Genomic DNA, 17,840 nt, shown 5'->3' with positions numbered 1-17,840 from the left:
ATATAAGAGTCTTTTATAAAATGAATTCCTCTGATTATATTGGTGATTTGTATGGATAATGGGATTGGATACAATCTTTATATTGATAACTCACCAGATAATAAAATCTGGAGACCCATTCCAAAAAGAGACTTCTCCAAATTCGATAAAATGATTTTAGCTGTTAATACAGCTTTTGAATCAGGAAGTAAGAAAGAAAAGGGTGACACACTCGAGAAGCTAATGACCTATATTTACAATCGTTTTAAGCATATTCGAGTTTATGAAAATGTTAGAAGTACTGATAACCAAATTGATCATATTGTGGAATTTATTGACGGAGTAACCCCAGCCTTTATAAACCATTATGTGGGACTAAGAATGATTGGCGAGTCAAAAAATCACAACAAATCAATTGGTTCAAGAGAAGTAGCTGACTTGTATGAATTATTAAGGGATAAAGGTTCCAGACTAGGAATATTCTCATCGTACAAATCTTTCAGCAAGGGAAATTCAATGTGGATGAACTCGGAAGGTAAACGGAGAAAACTAGCATTGTGGCATCATTATGAAAAAATTATTATTGGATTTACAATTATAGAGCTTGCTAGTTTAAAAGAGAATAATTTTTATACTCTAATTAAACAGAAATATTATCAAATTGTGGATGAACTTAAAGATGATTATACAGACACAGACGAAAAGTCGCCTTATCATCATCAATTATTCCATTCACTCGTTGAACTGCATAAAAACGGTATTATTGACTCAAATACTTTAGAAGATGGAAAGTCAAAAATCGAAAGTGTTTATGGAAAATTAGATATTTAGAAAAAGCCCATGTCGCTCACTTAAGAGACATGGGCTTTTTAATTACGGCTTTAATGCTCCACTTTTATCCACATTTAAAGTGACATTAATCCTGGTATCAGCCAGCATGGATCCGTCGGAATTTAGATGGTAAAGCTTACCTTTATCCTCAATGGTGCCGGTTGCCATGGACCCATCAACTTTAAGATAGTACCACTTGCCGGCATCGAGCAGCCACCCAGTTTTCATAGCACCTGATGTGTCGCAATAATACCACTTACCCTCAATTTTTATCCATCCTGTTTTCATAGCACCGCTGCCATCGAGGTAGTACCATTTAGTATTTACCTTCACCCAGCCTGTTTGCATGACACCTGAGGCATTGAGATAGAACCATTTGCCGTTATCCAGCAACCATCCTGACTTTTTGACACCGCCTGCGTAATAGCACCATTGGCTAGCTTCTTTTACCCAGCCAGTTTGGTTGCCCTTACACATCCCCTGGAATTGTGGCCAAGTGATACCCGCCTTACCTGATCTCATAATGCTTGGACAGTTTTTGCCGCTCCATTTGTTGTGTTGCACGACATTTTCTAATGGGATATTAAACTGACTCATTAACTGCTTAACAACACCAGCTGTATTTTCCGCGGTTTTTTGATAATTGCCATCGCAGTTCACGCACATTTCAATATGAATGGATGTGGTATTACCTGGTCCATTTGCACCGTCACCAGCTGCATAGGCAACCTCATTGAACGGCACAGACTGATAACACCCTTTATCATCAACAGTTAAATGCCAGGATGCTGTGCGGTCGTTACCTCGCTCTTGTAACTTAGCATGTGCGAGGGCATCAGCGCCCTTGTTATCATTATCAGTCTCATGGATGGTAATATATTTTGGGACCATTGCTTTACCGGGACGTGTCTTTGTATTAGTGGCAGGAATGAGCTTTTGAATGATTTCCATTACTTATCACCTCTATCTGTATATTTTTTAATTTTTGCTTTTATCTCGGACTCAAGGATCCGGAAAAGCCACATCGGAAAATACTTATCCCAGCCTAAAACATAAAGATTTGCTCCAAATGATTGTGCGTTGTGATAGATAAAAGCGAATGCAAGGACAGCAAAGATTAAAGCCCCTGTGCCTAGTAGCTGATCAAATATCCATGCCATAGTCACAATGGCAAAAATAAGACCGTCCCTGATTACAGCGTCGTTGCCCACACTACTCTTATATTTGTCGTTTTTCTTAGCAACGCGGACCCCAACGACGTAATCGAGAGCGACCATGATTGCTAAAAGTGCTACTATATAAGCGTGCATTTTTTCAAAACCTTTTGCCTCGAATACAGCATCAAAAAAAGCCCCTACCGTACCGGTGAGGGCTCCCAACACAAGACTTTTATTAATGAGCATTTTTTGAAAAACATCTGTTAATTTACCGAACATAACTCACTCTCCTGTTTACAAAATAAAAAGAGCCCGTGATGGACTCTTCTTATTACTCGATTATTTCTTCAAATCTTTTTACTCTTGTACCGTCTTTCAATATAACATCTTCAAAGAACATTTCACGTGGCCGAGCAAATGTCTCGCCTTTATCATTCTGATATATAATGAGTTCTTCTGCCGTTTCTGAGTGAATAGCAGAAGTAAGTACCACATATATTGTTCCTTTGTAATGCCTAAATTTTTTACCCATCTTAACCCCTACTCTCCGGTATTACTCGTTGAATATAGCAAATATTTGGACGATAAGCAGCATCGACCCACATATTGTAGCATACCCTACATTCTCTAAATTAATTGCATGTGCCAATCCACCACTGGAGAGTAAAGTAATAATGGCAGAGAATAACTTAAAGATTCTTTTTCTTTTTCTTTCAGGTGAACCACGCATTATATCTTCAAGAAAGGTATCTAGAATATTCTTTACCTTCCGGTCGGTCATTTCCTTCGCAAAATCTAGTATTTTTTGTTTTTCAGTAGCATCTGTTAAATCATAGTTTTCTGCTAAAAAACCTTTTAGCGACTCTTCTTCAACATGTCTTTTAACTATTTCTCTGATATCGGTACTCATTGATTTGTTTTATACTCCTTACGAAGCATATCAGCGATATCCTTTGCAGCATCTTTGATATGTCCCATTAAATAATCGCCTAAATCTTTTGCGGTCTCATTGGAAACATCATCAATCCCTCTGGATGACAAAAATCCCTGAATTTCAGTATCAAGATGTAACATTGAGGTATTTACGTCTCTAGATCCAAGATAAGAAGCATTTCTTTGTTTTGGATACGGCTTTATTGCTTTTGAAGAAAGTTTAAACAAAGCAACTTGACTAAATTCTATTCCAGGAACCAATCTTATAGGAACATTCATATGATTAATTGCTAAAAAGCTTAATCTTCCTTCATATCCAGGGTTCATATAGCTAGCAGGGCTTATCATTAAACCTGTAAGCTTTACCCCATATCTTTCATAGATAAAAGCACTCATATCATCAGGTATATTAAAAACCTCAATAGATTGTATAAGCGCAGATTGGTTCGGCATTAAGAAAAATTCTTCTTCCGAAATATCTACTGTGTCATAATCTTCAGGGGGTATTTTGGCTCCTAAGATGATAGGCTTTTCTGAGTTATATACTTTAACCTGAGAATCAAGAGTAATATTAATGGTTGCTCCCTGACAATTTTTTTCTATGAAAGGATCCACTAACTTATGATTCACTGCTAAATGAATTAACTCTCTGTCACTTAACATCATAATGTCCACCTCCCTCTTATGGAATAATTATGAAGCATTTTAGATTTGATTACAAGATTTTCTATAAAATTTTCGCAATTTTTACTTTTCGGAAAACTCAGACCTATTATGCCCCCTTTTCATATGCAGCTTAAGAACGCCATTAGTTGCATAAGAAAAAGCCACCTAATATGGCAGCCTAATCTTACACTAATCTCTGTTTCTTTTGTTTTTATTTCTAGAGCAACTAATAAAATGGGAGACTTCAGAAACAAATAAATCTCCCATCAACCACGTTCATTCCCTTATTCATTCATTTTTTTGTTTTGTTCTTGTGGATGGATGTTAAAAGTAAAACGATACCGCTTAGTGACAAAAAAGATAAACTGATTGTACCTAACAATGAATCCGATTTTCCAGCCCACCTAACTCCAGCAAAAAAAAACAAGGACAAAATTGTAAAAGCATAAATAATCTTTTCAACTTTGCTCAGCGATGAAATACGAACCAGCTTAATCACCCCAATGTTAAAAGTTACGTTGTTTATTCTAAATATTAACATAGTTGTTATGGCATTACAGTAAAAGGTGTAACAAATGTTGTATAAATAGTGAGCCCTGGTTTCCCCAATTTCGCATACATCACCCGTTTCGAACGCCATTAGTGAGGAACTGTAAATATATTATTTTGGTAATGTTCGATCTTAGTTTCCATGAAACGTTCATGCATAAATCTTGTTGCTTCTTCTATAGTTTTTCGAACGTTTTTTCCTTCTAAATATTTTCTATAATTTCTTAGGTTTGTTTTATCCTTCTTTTTTCTTTTATCAATTAATCCTCTAGCTTTTAACCAAATGATTTCTTTAGAGTAGTCTTCAATGAAAAAACTGCTACCTTCAAACAAAGGTCTAGCTTCTGCTGGCCGAATTAGTTTTATGAAAGACATTTCATGTTTTAACGAGTTAAAGGCATGTCTTAAACCTAATAGACATTGTCCCCCTATTTCCTTTTCCCTTAATTTTGTGTATGAGTCATTAGTATTCCTATTTTTAAAGTGCCACTCATCAGCGACACTCAGCCAGAATACCACCTCACTCAAAGAGGTGGTTATAGGTAGACTGTTAGGTTCAGAAGCGTTTAAGGCTTCTTTCAATCTATTATTAGACTCTTTAAGTCCATGGTGAATATAAGTTAATCTCAATTGTTTTACTGTGTCCATTTACATCTTCTCCTCTCCTCAATAATAATTCGTCAAAGAGAGGAGAATACCTTTTAAGATGAACCCGCATTATTCCTAAAATTGAGACTCTTTTACACGCACTAAGGTGTAGCTTAAGAACGAGGTTAGTCTGATTAATTGAATGTTTATTGTATTTTCCTTTTGGAAATACTTGTCCTAAAGGAGGTGAAAAATTATGGAATTAGAAAACATACACATTTCTTTAGACACCGTATTCGGTGAATTGTCTGCCGATATAACTTTTAGTTCTTCAAGTGACGAACTAGAAAACTTTAAAGATCAATGCTTATCAGAAGAAAATTAATATTAACCCCCAATCAATATTAATTATTAAACATCTGGTTTCGACATCCTAGAACGTCGTTAGTTAGATAATAAAAAAGCTGCCATAATTGGCAGTCAGTTCTTAATTTAAAGCAATCGTTACTTGATAAAATTAGCAAATTAAAATTTGTTCTTAAAATTCATGTGAAACTGGTGTAGTTTTTAAATTAATTTCTTCTCCCTTTTTAGATTCATTAAATGTGGAAACTATACCAAAAAGTTTACAGTTACCACAATTAGGACATTCAAATTTGTATCTCTCCTCTTCCCTATACTCCCCCCCATTTTCAGGTCTTTCAACTTCAATTTTCAATATATTTTTATCCCATTTATCATTTGAACACATTTCACATATTAGGTCTTTGTCCCATACTTTTACTGTAAACAGGTTATTCATAAAACCACTCCTTTACGATAACTTATATTCTATAAGTAATTTAACAATTCCTTCTTCAAATGCACCTTTAGTTGAAGTAGCAATTGTTACATGTATCCTGTTTACATAACGAACGCCGTAAGCCGCACTATTCTTCTAGTATTTCAATTACAAATTCATATTCTCTTTCTTCAATTACTTGCCATGATTTTGCGTGTGTATGCGGTCTTGTTAATTTCCCGAATTCTGGATGGTCTACAACCTCTTTTGGAACCGTAACAATTACACCCATATTAAATCTCCTCCACGATTATATTTTTTGCGTAGCTCTCAACACCAGCACCTCTGAAACCGACTTTATTTGCGTTTGCTAAATCGGAATCGTTCACCGTTAGCACTAATTGATTATTGATGTAGCATTTAAACGTTGAGCCAACGACTTCAATTTTTAATGTTTTTAGACCGTATCCAACACCATTAAAATTTCCTAACAACGTAGTTGCACCGTTAAATTTATATATTTCTAGGTTCATTTGGTACACCCTACAAGCGTAAAATGTATCTTTGTCAACGATACGAAAAGCAAGTCCCAACGTAGTATTAGATGTTGAGTATATGTCTGAAATAATTCGATAGTTAGGTTTTCCTACATTCAAACCAGCTATTGAAGCACTACTTCCGGGAGCATACACTTGCTTGGTTTTAACTTCATAAACTCCATACAATTGCTCCCACGTTTGACCAGTATCAGCTTTTCCTAAAACTGGAGAATCTGCCCTGTTAAAGGTGTCTCTCGCTAATATCTTTTTGACTTTTGAAATGAAGGGAATCCCTAATGCAATCCCAATATTCATCAGTAATCTCCTACCATATCACTTGCCGTTGTACCACCTGCCCAAATACGTTTAATCGACCATGGATGTGTTACGCCACCAGCAACATTTTTTCTGGTTACTACAGAACCGTCACTCATAGTCATTTTAATATCACCGCCGGTACCGACATAAAGTCCTGCCGTGACAGGAATATCTACTGTATCACTTGGGACAATAGCAACTGCTTTTACCGCTTTACTCCCATTAAGCTGCATACCGGCGTCCTTGTTTACGACAAAAGCTTTATATATTGCCTCAATCATATCGGCTGTGTTGACCAGATCACCATTTTCTTTTACCTTTCGACCGCTAGATGGTTGGTATCTATTAATATCTGGCAATCTAAAAACCTCCTTAAATAAAAATAGAACCTACTTAGGTTCCTTGGCAGCTGCTTCATTATTTTTGTACTGCTCTAATTCTTGCCTTAGCTGCTGATTCTCCTGCTCTTTTTGAGTCGCCAAGGCATAAAAAATAGCCTTTTCACGGCTTAAATTGGCAATCTGATTAGATAAATCTTGCACGACTAATTCAACATTTGCTGACATTATTTATCCTCCTTTGGAGTAGCTAATACTTGCTCTGCCTCTTTTGTAGTAATAAATCCTTTTTCTGCATAACTATTAACCTGCTTCTCGGTTAGTTTATTGAATACCCACATGTTTAGTACAAATTGATACATATTACTCATCTCCCATTCTCCTTTTATAGAAAGTCCATAAGACTGATTAAAGCCATTTCCGCTGTCTCCAGTCTTGCCTTCAGTCTGTCTATTTCGCTAGGTTGTGGTTTATTGTGTTCCCGTATTGCATCAATCTCTTCCTTGCTAGCCCCTTCAACCCATATACAGAGTGTTTTATCGTATCTTGGCTTGTGGAATATCTCCTCTGGTTTATGGGAGGGTACAAGCCCAGGTTCTAAGATAGGCTTGCCCTCCTTATCAAACTCTACGTCCAGTAAGAGCGTATCTACAGGGAATCCGTCGTCATCAATTTGGATAATCAACATTTCCATAGTCATCACCCCACTTTAGTTTGGAATCTAACTCCATCCAGAGAAACAAAGGCGTTATTTACAGTGTATCCTATCCCTTGTTGTACAACTACTGCGCCTGACGCCCTTACGATTATGACTACGCTGTTGTTATTATTGTCAACTCCCATAAACGCCATATCATATTGCGGTCTATGGCTTGCCGGCAAGGTGAATATTGTATTACCGAAAGTACCGCCCTTGATAGCTCCTCGGAATATAACCAAACCGTCAGGTTGTCTGAGATACCCCGCGTATGGGTACGAACCTCCATACTGAGTCCAACTCGCGCCTAGTCCTGGTAATCTCCAAGTTTCTACAAATATATCGCCGTTAAACTTTGCCTCGGCTGTGAAAAATACTTGGTTGAGACTACGTTCGTAAACCCATATAGAGCGGCTCATACCCCAGTCATGAAGACCAACTCGCCCTTGGTTAGTATTACTCATATAGAAACCAGCGTCACCGTCTGGGCCAAGCGTTGCTCTTACTTGTTTCTGGGTTGAAGTAACATCAAACATTATATTACCATCGGCTTGAATTCTCTTTGTGTATAAGTCTGTAGCTGAGCTCAAGTCGATAAAGTTGTTACCGAACTGGATACGGTTCATTTCCACAAAGCTCGCTCCGTCAAAGTAGGCTAGAGAGTTGGAGTTAACAATTAGGTGAGACCGCTTTACTCCTTTCGTATACTGGGAAATCCATAGTTGCCCTTGGATTATATCCAATTGGTCTTCCACAGTACCGAATATTGTTCCAGTATATGTCGCCTTACTAGTTAAGTTGGAGGCGTACAGGTCAAGTTCATAGGTATCTCCTGAAGTACCTCCTTGTTGAGTAGTTGTAAACCTAGAGCCAGAAATGGTAACGCCGCTAATATTACCCGCCGTAATAGAGCCGAGTTTGCCTGTAATATCGCTCAGGACAGTAACTGCTCCAACGAGGTTGATTTTACTAGCTTGTATTTTAATCGTTGTAGCAGTCTGGTTAATCATAGATGCTATCGTGTTACCGTTGTAATCCGTTTGGCTAACCTTTTGGGTTATCGCGTTTCCTTGGTTTACAATCGACGCCTCGGCTGTTGTGAGTCTTATATCGGTATCTTCTGGAGCCGCCACCCAAGAGGTAGGAGGTCTTGTACCCTTCGCAATAAACACGTTCTTGATTATTGTTGTACCGACTACGCCGCTCCAACCAAGGTAAGGTTGGAATACACCGGCTTTAATCCATTTAGCCGTACACCATACTATCGAGAAGTTTGTACTCATCTTACCGTTCATAGGGTAATACCCCATACCAGCTTTGAGATAAATCGTCGGTAAGGACGTATGTCCTGTCGAGCGCATCTCAAAGGCTATTACAAAATCGTCACCTTCATTGAAAGCCTCCTCTACACCAGAACCGTCCCACATCCAACCTGTATGCCAGTTTAAGTTTCCAGCGGTAGACACTACTTGTAAGTAACCTTGTGACGTTATGGAAGGAGTTATACCCCCAGCAGCCGAACCAGAAAGAAATTTGTCTGATTTAGGAACCAAGTTTCTGTAAGCCCAAGCTGTACTCTCAAACTCTGTCTTGGTAACCCGTTGGGTAATCTGACCGGCTTGTACATCAATTTTACCCTCCGCTGTCGCTATTCGGGTAGTAACAACATTCATCAGCCCGTCTACTTGAGATGTTGTATAAACTTCTGACTTGTTAGCTTTAAGCGATATAGCTGTTGCAGTTTGGTCAATCGTAGTTTCAGCTGTTTCTAAACGAGTTTTTAAGTCGTATACATCGTCCTGAGTGAAGCTGAGCTCCATTATAAATCCATTAACATAATCCTCGAATAGTTGGGAGCTGACTTTGGATTTAATCGCCTCGTCCATAATCGAGAGTTGGGAAGTATGGGAGCTAATGGTTTGACCTTGAGCGGTAACTGTATCGCTTATTGTTTTGAAACTGACATCGAGTGTCTTATTGTCCATATAAATCTTAGAGCTTTGGATAGTCGTTGTACCGTTATTGATTCTGGTTACGACCTTCTGGATGTCGATTTTAGCTGGGTCCAAGGAGTCGTTGTCTACTTTACCGTACCCGTCTGTAAACCCTTGCTTTGTTAACCCGTCTTGAGTCAGGAGTACGGTTGTACCGTCTGACCCTCGGAGAGTTAACGCGGAATTGTTAGCATCGTCGATACCCAACATAATTCTCTCGTACAGAGTCGTATTCTTTTGGTCGAAAATTTGTAGCTTGTTACCCTTAATAGTCATCCTACCGTTTGGACCAGCAATGGTAGCTTTGGACGTATCCAGAGTCCCAGTATTAATCTTAGCCGCCGATAGATTACTAATTTCAGCGTCACCTATTGCTCCTTTCGCTATGACTCCGCTACCAGCTTGAATTGCACCAGCCGCTAGATTATCCGCTCCGATATTACCAGCCAGTAACGTCTCGATAGTGGCTGTTTTTACGTATAATGTGTCAATGCGAGCCACTGTAGCCTGCAGATCATCGATGGTAGCTTTATTGATTAATGCTTCAAGGATTAATGCTTGCTCATAAACGACACGTTCAACTTTTCGCGACATCGAGCCGCCACTACTAAATTGGTTGCTGTTTTCTGACTCTCCCTCAGAGTCTATTTCCATGGTTAAGCCGCCAGAGTAGGACAATTTTTGCTTCATAACAGGGACTTTAATAATCTCATTATCAGCAGTCGTTAGAGTGACTATATCCCCGCACTCAAGCGCCGGATTACCCTGGGCTTTAAACCATGCGGGCAAATATTCAAATCCGTTTAATTTGTTAAAAACATCCGTTAAAATGATATCGGTCATAAAAGGATTCTCAAATGTGATCTCGCTGCCTCCGGCTCTTAACGTGCCTTTTGTTAACACGTTTTCGCCAGCTTGCACTGTAATTTTATCAATGCGATATGGTCTATCCTTTTTCTTGCGGTAATCGATATAGTTATCGCTTGTAATAGATTCTGAGACAGCTGAATAAGATTTAATCACTAATTTACCGTCTCTATTAAACTTAGCAAACCCTCCACAAAGTGCAGCAATTAAGCCAACTACCTCTCGATAGGTGTAACCATCAGGCTTCGGGATTGAGTAGTTTGGTAGAGTGCTAGCAAACAGAAATCCAGTCTTAGAGCAAATCTCGTTAATCACATTTGTAATTGAGTTAGGATACCTCAAACTACTAAAAAAGGCTTGCTCTAACTTTAGCATCCCATCGTACAGATCAAGCTTTACCACATCTTTTTTACGTTCGACCTTATCCACATAAAAGGTGCCTAATGGGACATATTCAATCGTTCCGCCCACATCTAACCCGATAAAAGGCTTAAATGCGGCGGTCTCAAATACTTCTGTCACACCGATAAGGGACAGATTGATCATAGCAGCAGACACGGCTCCCAGCTCAAACTTTGTGGAGGGATTAGACGTATCTTCGTATGATAAATTAACAATCTTATCATCTAAATAAGTATTATTATTAATGACTACCTTTGCGGAAATTATACGGGAGGGCTGCTTAATGGCTGTTTTAAATCCAGATGATACAGTGTACATTTAATCGCCCTCCTTTACTTCTCGATAAAGTTCATGTTTAGGCTTTCCCAGGTAATGGATCCATCAGATTTCACACGATAAACAGGTGATTCCCGATCACCAACATAAAAATTTTTAGTGATAAACGCCCCTTCTTCGGGATCAGGATATTCCACATTAAAATAAACAGCTTTAACAGATTTTAACAGAGTTGAAATTTCGGACATAGATAATGGCGGCCACTTGCATATTAGTTTTCTTTTTACCGCTATCCTGTCTCTAATTAAGTCTCCATTTGCATTTCTATTGGTTTCTCCATCTAGGTCGTTAATTTCTACTTTAAACTCACTAGGAGTGGAAATAGACACTCCATTTATCTTGAGCATATTACCACTCCTTAAATTTCTATTAATGTTTTTCCTGCTTGTCTTTGAGCCTGATTGATGCCATCGATTAATTTTCTAAATACAGTTGTACCGCCAAGATTGATGGTTAAATCTATATTCCCTCCACTACCACCGCTTTGAGAGAGTGCATTACTAATAGCTTTATAAGTTTGCTCATAAAGCTTGGATTCAGGGGCTACAATCTCACCCTCATTACGATTGTCTCCAATCATAGCGAGTAGTGGCTGATTAGCACCGATATACCCACCCTTAGCGAGTTTAGGTATTTTAGGGATGCTAATACCCCATCCGCCAACCTTGCCTACTCCTGGGATGTCCATCGCTGGAATCTTTATCTTGTTAAGCCCAGAAATAAGTGTATTGACCCCGTCAATAATATTATTTAGAGGAATTTTTATAAGAGCCCATAATCCGCCAAAAATTCCGCCGAATATGTCCTTGACCCCCTGCCAGGCTTTCGACCAATTTCCGGTAAAAACACCAGAAACAAAATCAATGACGCCACCTAGAGCTTTTATAATTCCCTTCGTCGCGTCGATAATTCCGCCAACAGCACTGCCGACTGTTTTTATAATCGCCGAAAAAATTGTCGAAAAAACGTCACCCAAAACTTTCATGTAATTAATCCACGGCTGTATGCCTTTATTCCAAATTTCGAGGACCGCAGTTACTAATTTACCAACAAACTCCATTACCTGCGCTACTAATCCTTTTAGATGTTTGTCCCACAACTCTCTCAAAGCTTTTAGGGAGCTAGTCATAATAGGATTGATCCAGTGATCCCACAGCATGAGGATAATATCTTGGATGGATTTCATGAATCCTTTAACATTTTTGACGATATCGGATCCGTATTTATCCCACGTGTCTTTAAGAATTTTCCACATATCTGTTGTTACTTTGGTAAGGAAAGATTTAATTTGCTGCCAAATTTCGAGCACCGAATTCCGAAAATCTTCATTTGTTTGCCAGAGATATACAAGGTTTCCGACAAATAAGGCGATTAGGGCCGCTACAGCCACAATCGGCCAGGAAATGCCCGCTATTGCAAGCGACAATCCTTCGAAAGCAAATTGGACAGCTGAAACAATCTTTGTCCATTTACTTATTAATTGAAAAGCCGCGAAGCCTGCAACAATTCCAGAGATCGCACTGATGATAACCTCTTTGTGCTTGGAAATAAACGACCCGACCCCTTGAAAAAATTCTTTGACTTCCTTAAGGTACCCCTTTACTTTTGCCGCTAACACTTGCATTTTTGCTGTGATTTGTGCGCTTGCAGCATCAATTGGAGCTAAATTTGGGATACCTAAATCACCAGGACCTCCGGTACCAGATCCTCCGCTTGCATCGGAACCGCCGCCTGAAGATGCTTTCGACAGTGAATTTATTTCGTCGAATCCGGCAATTGAGCGTTTAGCCTCTTCTCCGGCCTTCTTCGCCTTCTTACCAGCCTTTTCAGCTGATTTTCCATAGGATTCTTGCGCCTCAGCTGCGCCACCAATTGCTATACTTGCTTTTTTAGGAGAAGCGGCAACACCAAAAAACGCTTGCATAAATGCCGAAAAATATGAAGCTAACTTTAATAGCCAATTAGCTAATCGCTGTATATAAGGCAAGACTGTAGCGATAACGGGAGTAAGTCCCGCTCCGATTTGCTCTTTAATCCCTGCAAATGTAAATTCTAATTGCTTGAGTTGACCTGCAGGCGTTTTGGCAAGTTCGGCGTTCATTCCTCCGACGGATTGGCCAATAACCTCAGCGAGCATGTTTGCGCGTTCAAGCTCATTACCATACTTCAATACTTTCTCTTGTGCCTCATCCCAGCTATAACCATATCGACTCAGAGCGCCTAACTGACCATCCATTACTTTTCCAATCATTGTGCCGATATTGGTCGCTTGCTCTGCAGTTGCATCCACTCCATATTGTTGGGCTAACATATCATTCAACGTTGGTAGGAGTGTTTCAAGAGATTTTGCATTTTCAAGGTACGTCCCTAACTCCTGAGCACCGGCCATTTGCGTATCCCACGCGATTACCCCGATACCTTCTTGGGCCTGAGTCAATTTTTTGACACTCTCAATCTGAGCATCAGTTGCCCCCATAGTATTTCGCATAACTTGACCTAGCTTTGCTGCCTGGACACTAACATCGTTATATGTTTGGACGGAGGCTTTGCCATAATCGACGATTTTTTTGACAGCAAAGGCCCCAGCTACTATAACTCCTATTTTTTTTATTGCAGAACCTATAGCACCGGTGGCCTTATTTACTTCTCTTTCCGTTTCTCCCAATTGCTGTCTTACATTATTAAGTTCCTGTCTTAGACCTGAAGTTTCAGACGTTATTAGGACTTGCAATTCCTCCAGAGTCGTCGCCACGATTCTCACCTCGCTTTCGCTCTTCAGCTGCACGTTTTTCGGCTGCATAGGCTTCAATTCGCGCTTTCATAAGCTGCCAATTTTGTTGTTTAGGTTGCTGTTCTATTTCGGGGAAAATGCCAGGGAAAGCTTCCTGGATGCTTGGTGGTTGGTGCTTACTGCCAAGCACGTTGCTCACAAGTGAAGCTATTAAATCCGCTTGACGATAGGCAACAATTGATTTCATCTGAAATTCTGTCTTTTGACGTTTGTTGAATCCTGTGATGCTGGCTACTATTTCTCCGTAAGTCATATTCCAAAAAAAAGCTGCATCCACACCGCACTCACATGCGATTGGATACAGCTTTTCAAATAATTCTGTTAGGGTTTTGACAGGCTCACCGTCTCCGGAGCCTGCCCCTTGAAAAAACCACTTGTTTTGAACGCCTCCATCATAACAGGTATTAAGTCCATATAAGTCTTTCCGGAGTCTACATAGTTATCATATAGAGCGAGAACATTTTCAAATGTCATACCATGATGATATTTTTGTAAAGTTGCGTGCAGGATAAGTAGCAAGTTACCTACTGATGGGATTTCCCCTGATTCTACTGTCATAAGCACGGATAGAGGGTTTTTCCCACCTAGTTTCTTCTCAAGCTCAATAATGGCAGCTGCAGGGGCACGTAATTTATACTCCTGCTCTCCAACTTGTAGAGTTGTGTAAAGCATCAATATTCCTCCCAAAATAAAAACACCAATCAGGTGCTTACTAGTCATAGATATTTAAAATTAAAAATCCTATTAAGGCGTTGGATTAGTAACAACAATATCACTTTGTAGGCTCATACCAGCCGAAAACGTCAACGCTGCATTAGGTGCGCCAGAATCCATTTTCACATTTACATAAGCGGTAAACGCATGTTCAGTTTTGTCTGGATAAGTAACCTTGAAATCCACCGGTTTTCCAGCATCTTGGAGACCTCTTAACACACGATAGTTGCTTGTCGTTGAAGAATTGTCATATAAAAATTTGAATACTAAATCACCCAAATCCCGAACACCGGGGATATATTTTTTCACTGAATCCTTCAAAGTTGTTACCTCGACCTTTTCTGGTTCTCCTCCAAGATCCGGCACTTCCATGAGTAAGTCAATTTCTTCAAACGTTGAAGATTTTTTATAGCTTAGCTTTGTTTCTTTCGTAAGAACTCCAGCCATTTATAACCACTCTCCTTTATTGATAAACTAGTAGATTTCTCGCATCAACCTTGCCGCCATAGCGCATGGTCTTTCGTTTTATGCCTGAGGGGTCCGGAACGTCCGCTGCAAATTCTCGCCTAAAACCAATGCTGTTCATTACATCATTAACAGCAGCAGCTAGCACCCCAGTCGAACGAGTATGCCAAATATCAATCTGTATTGCGATAGTTGAAATTGGACTGTTATTGATCTTCAATGAATCGACATTAGCCAATTCATAAAATGTAATCCGTGGGGTTTCAGCTGGTCCATTTGGGAAAACATCTGAAACACTCACATCGGGAATAGATTTTAGGAGGCTTTTGATCTGCGGCTTAACATCATACATCAGCTGCCACCAAGCTTTCGAATCTCTTTTTCTACGTTATTTTTTATAATTTCTTTGACTTTCTCCTCGTTCTGTTTAAGAGCCGGAAATAAAAAAGGCTGCGCCTCCATACCAGCCCAATCCTGCCTATAATCAAGTGGTATATCTGCCTTAGGAGGAGACGGCGAATCGATACCTCGCTGGCCCGTTCCAAATTCGACATATGGCCCGTACTCTTTGTTGGTAGAAACCTTTCCAACAATCTTGCCATCTATTTCTTCCGTTTCCCCTTGGATGCTATTCCGAAGGCCACCGCCATCTATTTCAGCAACCGCCACCAGCCTTTTAGCATCACCTTGGACTAGTTTCGTACCTTGATGGATACCAACTTTCAAGGCTTTATGGGTGTTCCCTCCAAGCGAATCTAATTTCCGCAGCAGGCTATCTAATCCTTTAATCGTCAATTTCGAATCGCCTCCAAACTGATTACTGAGTGGGAACTCCACGGTGGTGCCGCAACAACTTTATAATCGGGTTTAGAATCTGGTGGAACATAGACGCATATGCCATCTGTTTCTTTTAATTCGGTACCAGATTCAACGTAAGCAACAAGCATGTAGGCAAGTCTTTCTCCATACATCTCTGCCATGAGCTTCCCACCGGCAGGAAGAATATTAGCTTTTATTATATGGCCAATCGGTTCCCAGTCCTCGTATTTCGTCCCGTCAGAATCCTGCATGGGTTTACGGCGTTTTACCGTATATGGTTTTAAATCTCGCTGTCTAAGACGACCCATAGCGTGTCACCTTAGCCTTCACAAATTGAGAAATGGTTTTCTTGACGACTGCCGGAAGGTCTTCAAAAGACCTGCTTACACCGCCCTCTGAGTGGGAAGTTTGTCCTTCCACGCCCATCATATTGTAGCGAATAATAGCCAATTGCCTTTGAGTAGATTCAAGTGCTTTCGGGAGCTCGCTTCTATTCGTCCAAGTGAGAATATCGGTCTCGACATCTTCCAGCAACAAGTCTAGAAGATCATCTTTTGAATTATCTTTTATTTCAAGCTGGATTTTCAGTTTTTCAAGCATTGTCGCCATCGATTACACCAGCTTTCAAGAAAACCTCGTAATCTTCCTGAGAAACTTCTACTTTTTCGCCAACTACATAACGAGTTTCATTGTGCTTCACATTAGTGTTAAAAACAACGGAAGCCATCTCAACGTGAGCCGTCTCTGGTACCACTTCAGCTCCGATTTCCTCTGGATTATAAACAGCTACCTCAGCTTTATCCTTTTTGCTTGCCATTTAAGTTGCCTCCTTTCAACAGAAAGTGAGAGAGGAAAAACTCCTCGCTCACTTGTTTTTCCATGTTTCTTTTCCGCACTTGGCGCATCTATATTTCCAGAAGACGGTTGGCCCGTCTCCTATTCTACCTTTACCATCTTTATTGCCAACATATTGATATAGGTGTGTAAACGGAAAACACTTTTTCATGTTTTTAGTTTACTTTCGCAATGAAAATATTATCGATAGTTTCAAATGATGGTAGAGTAATTGCGGAAACAATCGTTTCTACGTTAACAGGATGCGGCTCTTTTACCGTTGTGATTGCTACACCGGTATTTACGATACTAACATCAGCCACAGAACTACCAGCCATGAGATCGGACTCTTCTGGGGTAGTACCATAGAAAGTATTTCCTAGGTTGCCATCTGGAATAAGGGTGAAAATTTCATCTGGGAAGAAGAGAGTTGCAATCTTACCTTCCGTCATGAATTTTTTGTTATAAACAGCGGTAGACACGCCTAATTTCGCTTGCAGATATTGTTTCATCATAGCATCAGTCATAATGATATTCTGCCCGCCGGTAGGGTTCATATCTAAACGAATACGTTTGTTAGCCAATAGGTAATTCCAGGTCTTTCGTGTACAAATAGCATTAACAGGACGGACGCCGGTGTCATCTTCAACCGTGTCCTGCCATCGTTTGATATCATCAATTGGATTGCTGTCAACGCTACTCCAAGCGGCACCAGCAGTTAGTGTCTCTTTATGTGCAGCTGACATTTTGTAATCATAATCATAATCTAATCGATTGGCAGTTATACGGATCTTACCGGTGGACAATAACTGCATGATCATCCGTTCCGGTTGTACCATGGCTCCATTCACGAGGTTCGTAACATCGTCGTAAATGTTGTTAATCAGAGGCATTATCATACTATCTAGATTTGATCCCATAAGCTTGTTTAACTCTTGACGGTCTTTCTCTCCAATTTTCATAGATTCCCTGAAAAATGGCATTTCCGTTTGGATCTTATCAAATCCAATTCGATCACGGACAGTTGCTTTCGCATCAAATTCGGATGGCATTAAAGCGACAGGCAGCCCCTTCGAACCTTTAATCCAGCTTAGGTCTAACCCTAGCTGTTTCTTGGCCGGAAATAGTGTTGACCCTAGGTAAGGGATTGCATTGGATGGGTTCGTTTGATAATAAGTTGCAATATTTTCAGCATTTACTAAATCGAAAATTGTTGGCATGTAATCAATCCTTTCAGGTTAC

27 protein-coding genes are annotated in these 17,840 nt (G+C 39.8%); 2 read left to right on the top strand and 25 right to left on the bottom strand.

The features are described 5' to 3' along the window. Positions 1-51: 51 nt before the first annotated feature. Positions 52-810 (top strand): hypothetical protein, encoded by a 759-nt coding sequence (locus ACFVSW_RS20300; RefSeq protein WP_387318429.1) that lies wholly within the window; start codon positions 52-54, stop codon positions 808-810. 42 nt (positions 811-852) lie between these two features. On the opposite strand, the gene ACFVSW_RS20295 is transcribed toward ACFVSW_RS20300, so the two are convergent. From ACFVSW_RS20295 to ACFVSW_RS20270, 6 genes are all read right to left on the bottom strand, one after another. Beyond that, positions 853-1,761: a peptidoglycan recognition protein family protein gene (locus tag ACFVSW_RS20295; protein ID WP_387318428.1), complete on the bottom strand. Its 909-nt coding sequence runs from the start codon at positions 1,759-1,761 to the stop codon at positions 853-855. Further along, positions 1,761-2,246: a phage holin family protein gene (locus ACFVSW_RS20290; RefSeq protein ID WP_387318427.1), complete on the bottom strand. Its 486-nt coding sequence runs from the start codon at positions 2,244-2,246 to the stop codon at positions 1,761-1,763. The genes ACFVSW_RS20295 and ACFVSW_RS20290 overlap by 1 nt, the downstream gene beginning before the upstream one ends. A 52-nt stretch (positions 2,247-2,298) precedes the next feature. After that, on the bottom strand, positions 2,299-2,499 hold the full coding sequence (locus ACFVSW_RS20285) for a DUF1653 domain-containing protein (protein ID WP_387318426.1): 201 nt from the start codon (positions 2,497-2,499) through the stop codon (positions 2,299-2,301). A gap of 21 nt (positions 2,500-2,520) precedes the next feature. Further along, complete coding sequence (locus tag ACFVSW_RS20280) at positions 2,521-2,877, bottom strand: hypothetical protein (protein ID WP_387318425.1); 357 nt, start codon at positions 2,875-2,877, stop codon at positions 2,521-2,523. Next, on the bottom strand, positions 2,874-3,566 hold the full coding sequence (gene dcd, locus ACFVSW_RS20275) for a dCTP deaminase (RefSeq protein ID WP_387318424.1): 693 nt from the start codon (positions 3,564-3,566) through the stop codon (positions 2,874-2,876). The genes ACFVSW_RS20280 and dcd overlap by 4 nt, the downstream gene beginning before the upstream one ends. A 639-nt stretch (positions 3,567-4,205) precedes the next feature. Further along, positions 4,206-4,763 carry a hypothetical protein gene (locus ACFVSW_RS20270; protein ID WP_387318423.1) on the bottom strand — a complete coding sequence of 186 codons (558 nt, stop codon included), beginning with the start codon at positions 4,761-4,763 and terminating at the stop codon, positions 4,206-4,208. A gap of 196 nt (positions 4,764-4,959) precedes the next feature. Here ACFVSW_RS20270 and ACFVSW_RS20265 point away from each other — a divergent pair, with 196 nt between their 5' ends. After that, complete coding sequence (locus ACFVSW_RS20265) at positions 4,960-5,088, top strand: hypothetical protein (protein ID WP_387318422.1); 129 nt, start codon at positions 4,960-4,962, stop codon at positions 5,086-5,088. Between the two features lie 153 nt (positions 5,089-5,241). Here ACFVSW_RS20265 and ACFVSW_RS20260 read toward each other — a convergent pair whose 3' ends face one another. The 19 genes from ACFVSW_RS20260 to ACFVSW_RS20170 all read right to left on the bottom strand — a co-directional run bounded on the left by ACFVSW_RS20260 (position 5,242) and on the right by ACFVSW_RS20170 (position 17,818). Continuing rightward, the gene (locus ACFVSW_RS20260; RefSeq protein ID WP_387318421.1) at positions 5,242-5,505 is read right to left on the bottom strand and encodes a hypothetical protein; all 264 of its coding nucleotides are present in this window, start codon (positions 5,503-5,505) and stop codon (positions 5,242-5,244) included. Between the two features lie 127 nt (positions 5,506-5,632). Further along, complete coding sequence (locus tag ACFVSW_RS20255) at positions 5,633-5,776, bottom strand: hypothetical protein (protein WP_387318420.1); 144 nt, start codon at positions 5,774-5,776, stop codon at positions 5,633-5,635. 1 nt (position 5,777) lies between these two features. Further along, on the bottom strand, positions 5,778-6,338 hold the full coding sequence (locus ACFVSW_RS20250; RefSeq protein ID WP_387318419.1) for a hypothetical protein: 561 nt from the start codon (positions 6,336-6,338) through the stop codon (positions 5,778-5,780). Continuing rightward, positions 6,338-6,700 carry a spike base protein, RCAP_Rcc01079 family gene (locus ACFVSW_RS20245; protein WP_387318418.1) on the bottom strand — a complete coding sequence of 121 codons (363 nt, stop codon included), beginning with the start codon at positions 6,698-6,700 and terminating at the stop codon, positions 6,338-6,340. Before ACFVSW_RS20245 ends, ACFVSW_RS20250 begins: the two co-directional genes overlap by 1 nt. A gap of 30 nt (positions 6,701-6,730) precedes the next feature. Next, positions 6,731-6,907: a hypothetical protein gene (locus ACFVSW_RS20240; protein WP_387318417.1), complete on the bottom strand. Its 177-nt coding sequence runs from the start codon at positions 6,905-6,907 to the stop codon at positions 6,731-6,733. Continuing rightward, positions 6,907-7,041, bottom strand: a complete 135-nt coding sequence (locus tag ACFVSW_RS20235; protein ID WP_387318416.1) for a hypothetical protein — start codon at positions 7,039-7,041, stop codon at positions 6,907-6,909. Before ACFVSW_RS20235 ends, ACFVSW_RS20240 begins: the two co-directional genes overlap by 1 nt. Before the next feature lie 23 nt (positions 7,042-7,064). After that, positions 7,065-7,373 (bottom strand): hypothetical protein, encoded by a 309-nt coding sequence (locus tag ACFVSW_RS20230; RefSeq protein ID WP_387318415.1) that lies wholly within the window; start codon positions 7,371-7,373, stop codon positions 7,065-7,067. A gap of 5 nt (positions 7,374-7,378) precedes the next feature. Then, positions 7,379-10,957 carry a hypothetical protein gene (locus ACFVSW_RS20225; RefSeq protein WP_387318414.1) on the bottom strand — a complete coding sequence of 1,193 codons (3,579 nt, stop codon included), beginning with the start codon at positions 10,955-10,957 and terminating at the stop codon, positions 7,379-7,381. A gap of 14 nt (positions 10,958-10,971) precedes the next feature. Beyond that, positions 10,972-11,322 carry a DUF6711 family protein gene (locus ACFVSW_RS20220; RefSeq protein ID WP_387318413.1) on the bottom strand — a complete coding sequence of 117 codons (351 nt, stop codon included), beginning with the start codon at positions 11,320-11,322 and terminating at the stop codon, positions 10,972-10,974. An 11-nt stretch (positions 11,323-11,333) separates the two neighbouring features. Continuing rightward, positions 11,334-13,727, bottom strand: coding sequence for a phage tail protein (locus ACFVSW_RS20215; protein ID WP_387318412.1), 2,394 nt, complete (start codon positions 13,725-13,727; stop codon positions 11,334-11,336). After that, positions 13,684-14,043: a hypothetical protein gene (locus ACFVSW_RS20210; protein ID WP_387318411.1), complete on the bottom strand. Its 360-nt coding sequence runs from the start codon at positions 14,041-14,043 to the stop codon at positions 13,684-13,686. The genes ACFVSW_RS20215 and ACFVSW_RS20210 overlap by 44 nt, the downstream gene beginning before the upstream one ends. Before the next feature lie 44 nt (positions 14,044-14,087). After that, the gene (locus ACFVSW_RS20205; protein ID WP_387318410.1) at positions 14,088-14,438 is read right to left on the bottom strand and encodes a DUF6096 family protein; all 351 of its coding nucleotides are present in this window, start codon (positions 14,436-14,438) and stop codon (positions 14,088-14,090) included. Between the two features lie 72 nt (positions 14,439-14,510). Continuing rightward, positions 14,511-14,927: a phage tail tube protein gene (locus ACFVSW_RS20200; protein ID WP_387318409.1), complete on the bottom strand. Its 417-nt coding sequence runs from the start codon at positions 14,925-14,927 to the stop codon at positions 14,511-14,513. A 16-nt stretch (positions 14,928-14,943) separates the two neighbouring features. After that, positions 14,944-15,297, bottom strand: a complete 354-nt coding sequence (locus tag ACFVSW_RS20195) for a hypothetical protein (protein ID WP_387318408.1) — start codon at positions 15,295-15,297, stop codon at positions 14,944-14,946. After that, positions 15,297-15,740, bottom strand: a complete 444-nt coding sequence (locus ACFVSW_RS20190) for an HK97-gp10 family putative phage morphogenesis protein (RefSeq protein ID WP_387318407.1) — start codon at positions 15,738-15,740, stop codon at positions 15,297-15,299. Before ACFVSW_RS20190 ends, ACFVSW_RS20195 begins: the two co-directional genes overlap by 1 nt. Further along, entirely contained in the window at positions 15,737-16,072 is a 336-nt protein-coding gene (locus ACFVSW_RS20185) for a hypothetical protein (protein WP_387318406.1), read from the bottom strand. Before ACFVSW_RS20185 ends, ACFVSW_RS20190 begins: the two co-directional genes overlap by 4 nt. Beyond that, positions 16,059-16,373, bottom strand: coding sequence for a phage head-tail connector protein (locus ACFVSW_RS20180; RefSeq protein WP_387318405.1), 315 nt, complete (start codon positions 16,371-16,373; stop codon positions 16,059-16,061). Before ACFVSW_RS20180 ends, ACFVSW_RS20185 begins: the two co-directional genes overlap by 14 nt. After that, complete coding sequence (locus ACFVSW_RS20175; RefSeq protein WP_387318404.1) at positions 16,357-16,581, bottom strand: DUF7210 family protein; 225 nt, start codon at positions 16,579-16,581, stop codon at positions 16,357-16,359. Before ACFVSW_RS20175 ends, ACFVSW_RS20180 begins: the two co-directional genes overlap by 17 nt. Positions 16,582-16,774: 193 nt before the next feature. Beyond that, a complete protein-coding gene (locus tag ACFVSW_RS20170) occupies positions 16,775-17,818 on the bottom strand; it encodes a major capsid protein (protein ID WP_387318403.1) in 1,044 nt (347 codons plus the stop codon). Positions 17,819-17,840: the final 22 nt, after the last annotated feature.

It is taken from the genome of Neobacillus sp. NPDC058068, assembly GCF_042885335.1.
Lineage (GTDB): Bacteria > Bacillota > Bacilli > Bacillales > Cytobacillaceae > Neobacillus.
The sequence above is the reverse complement of the archived record's forward strand: the minus strand, read 5'-3'. Positions and strand labels throughout refer to the sequence as shown.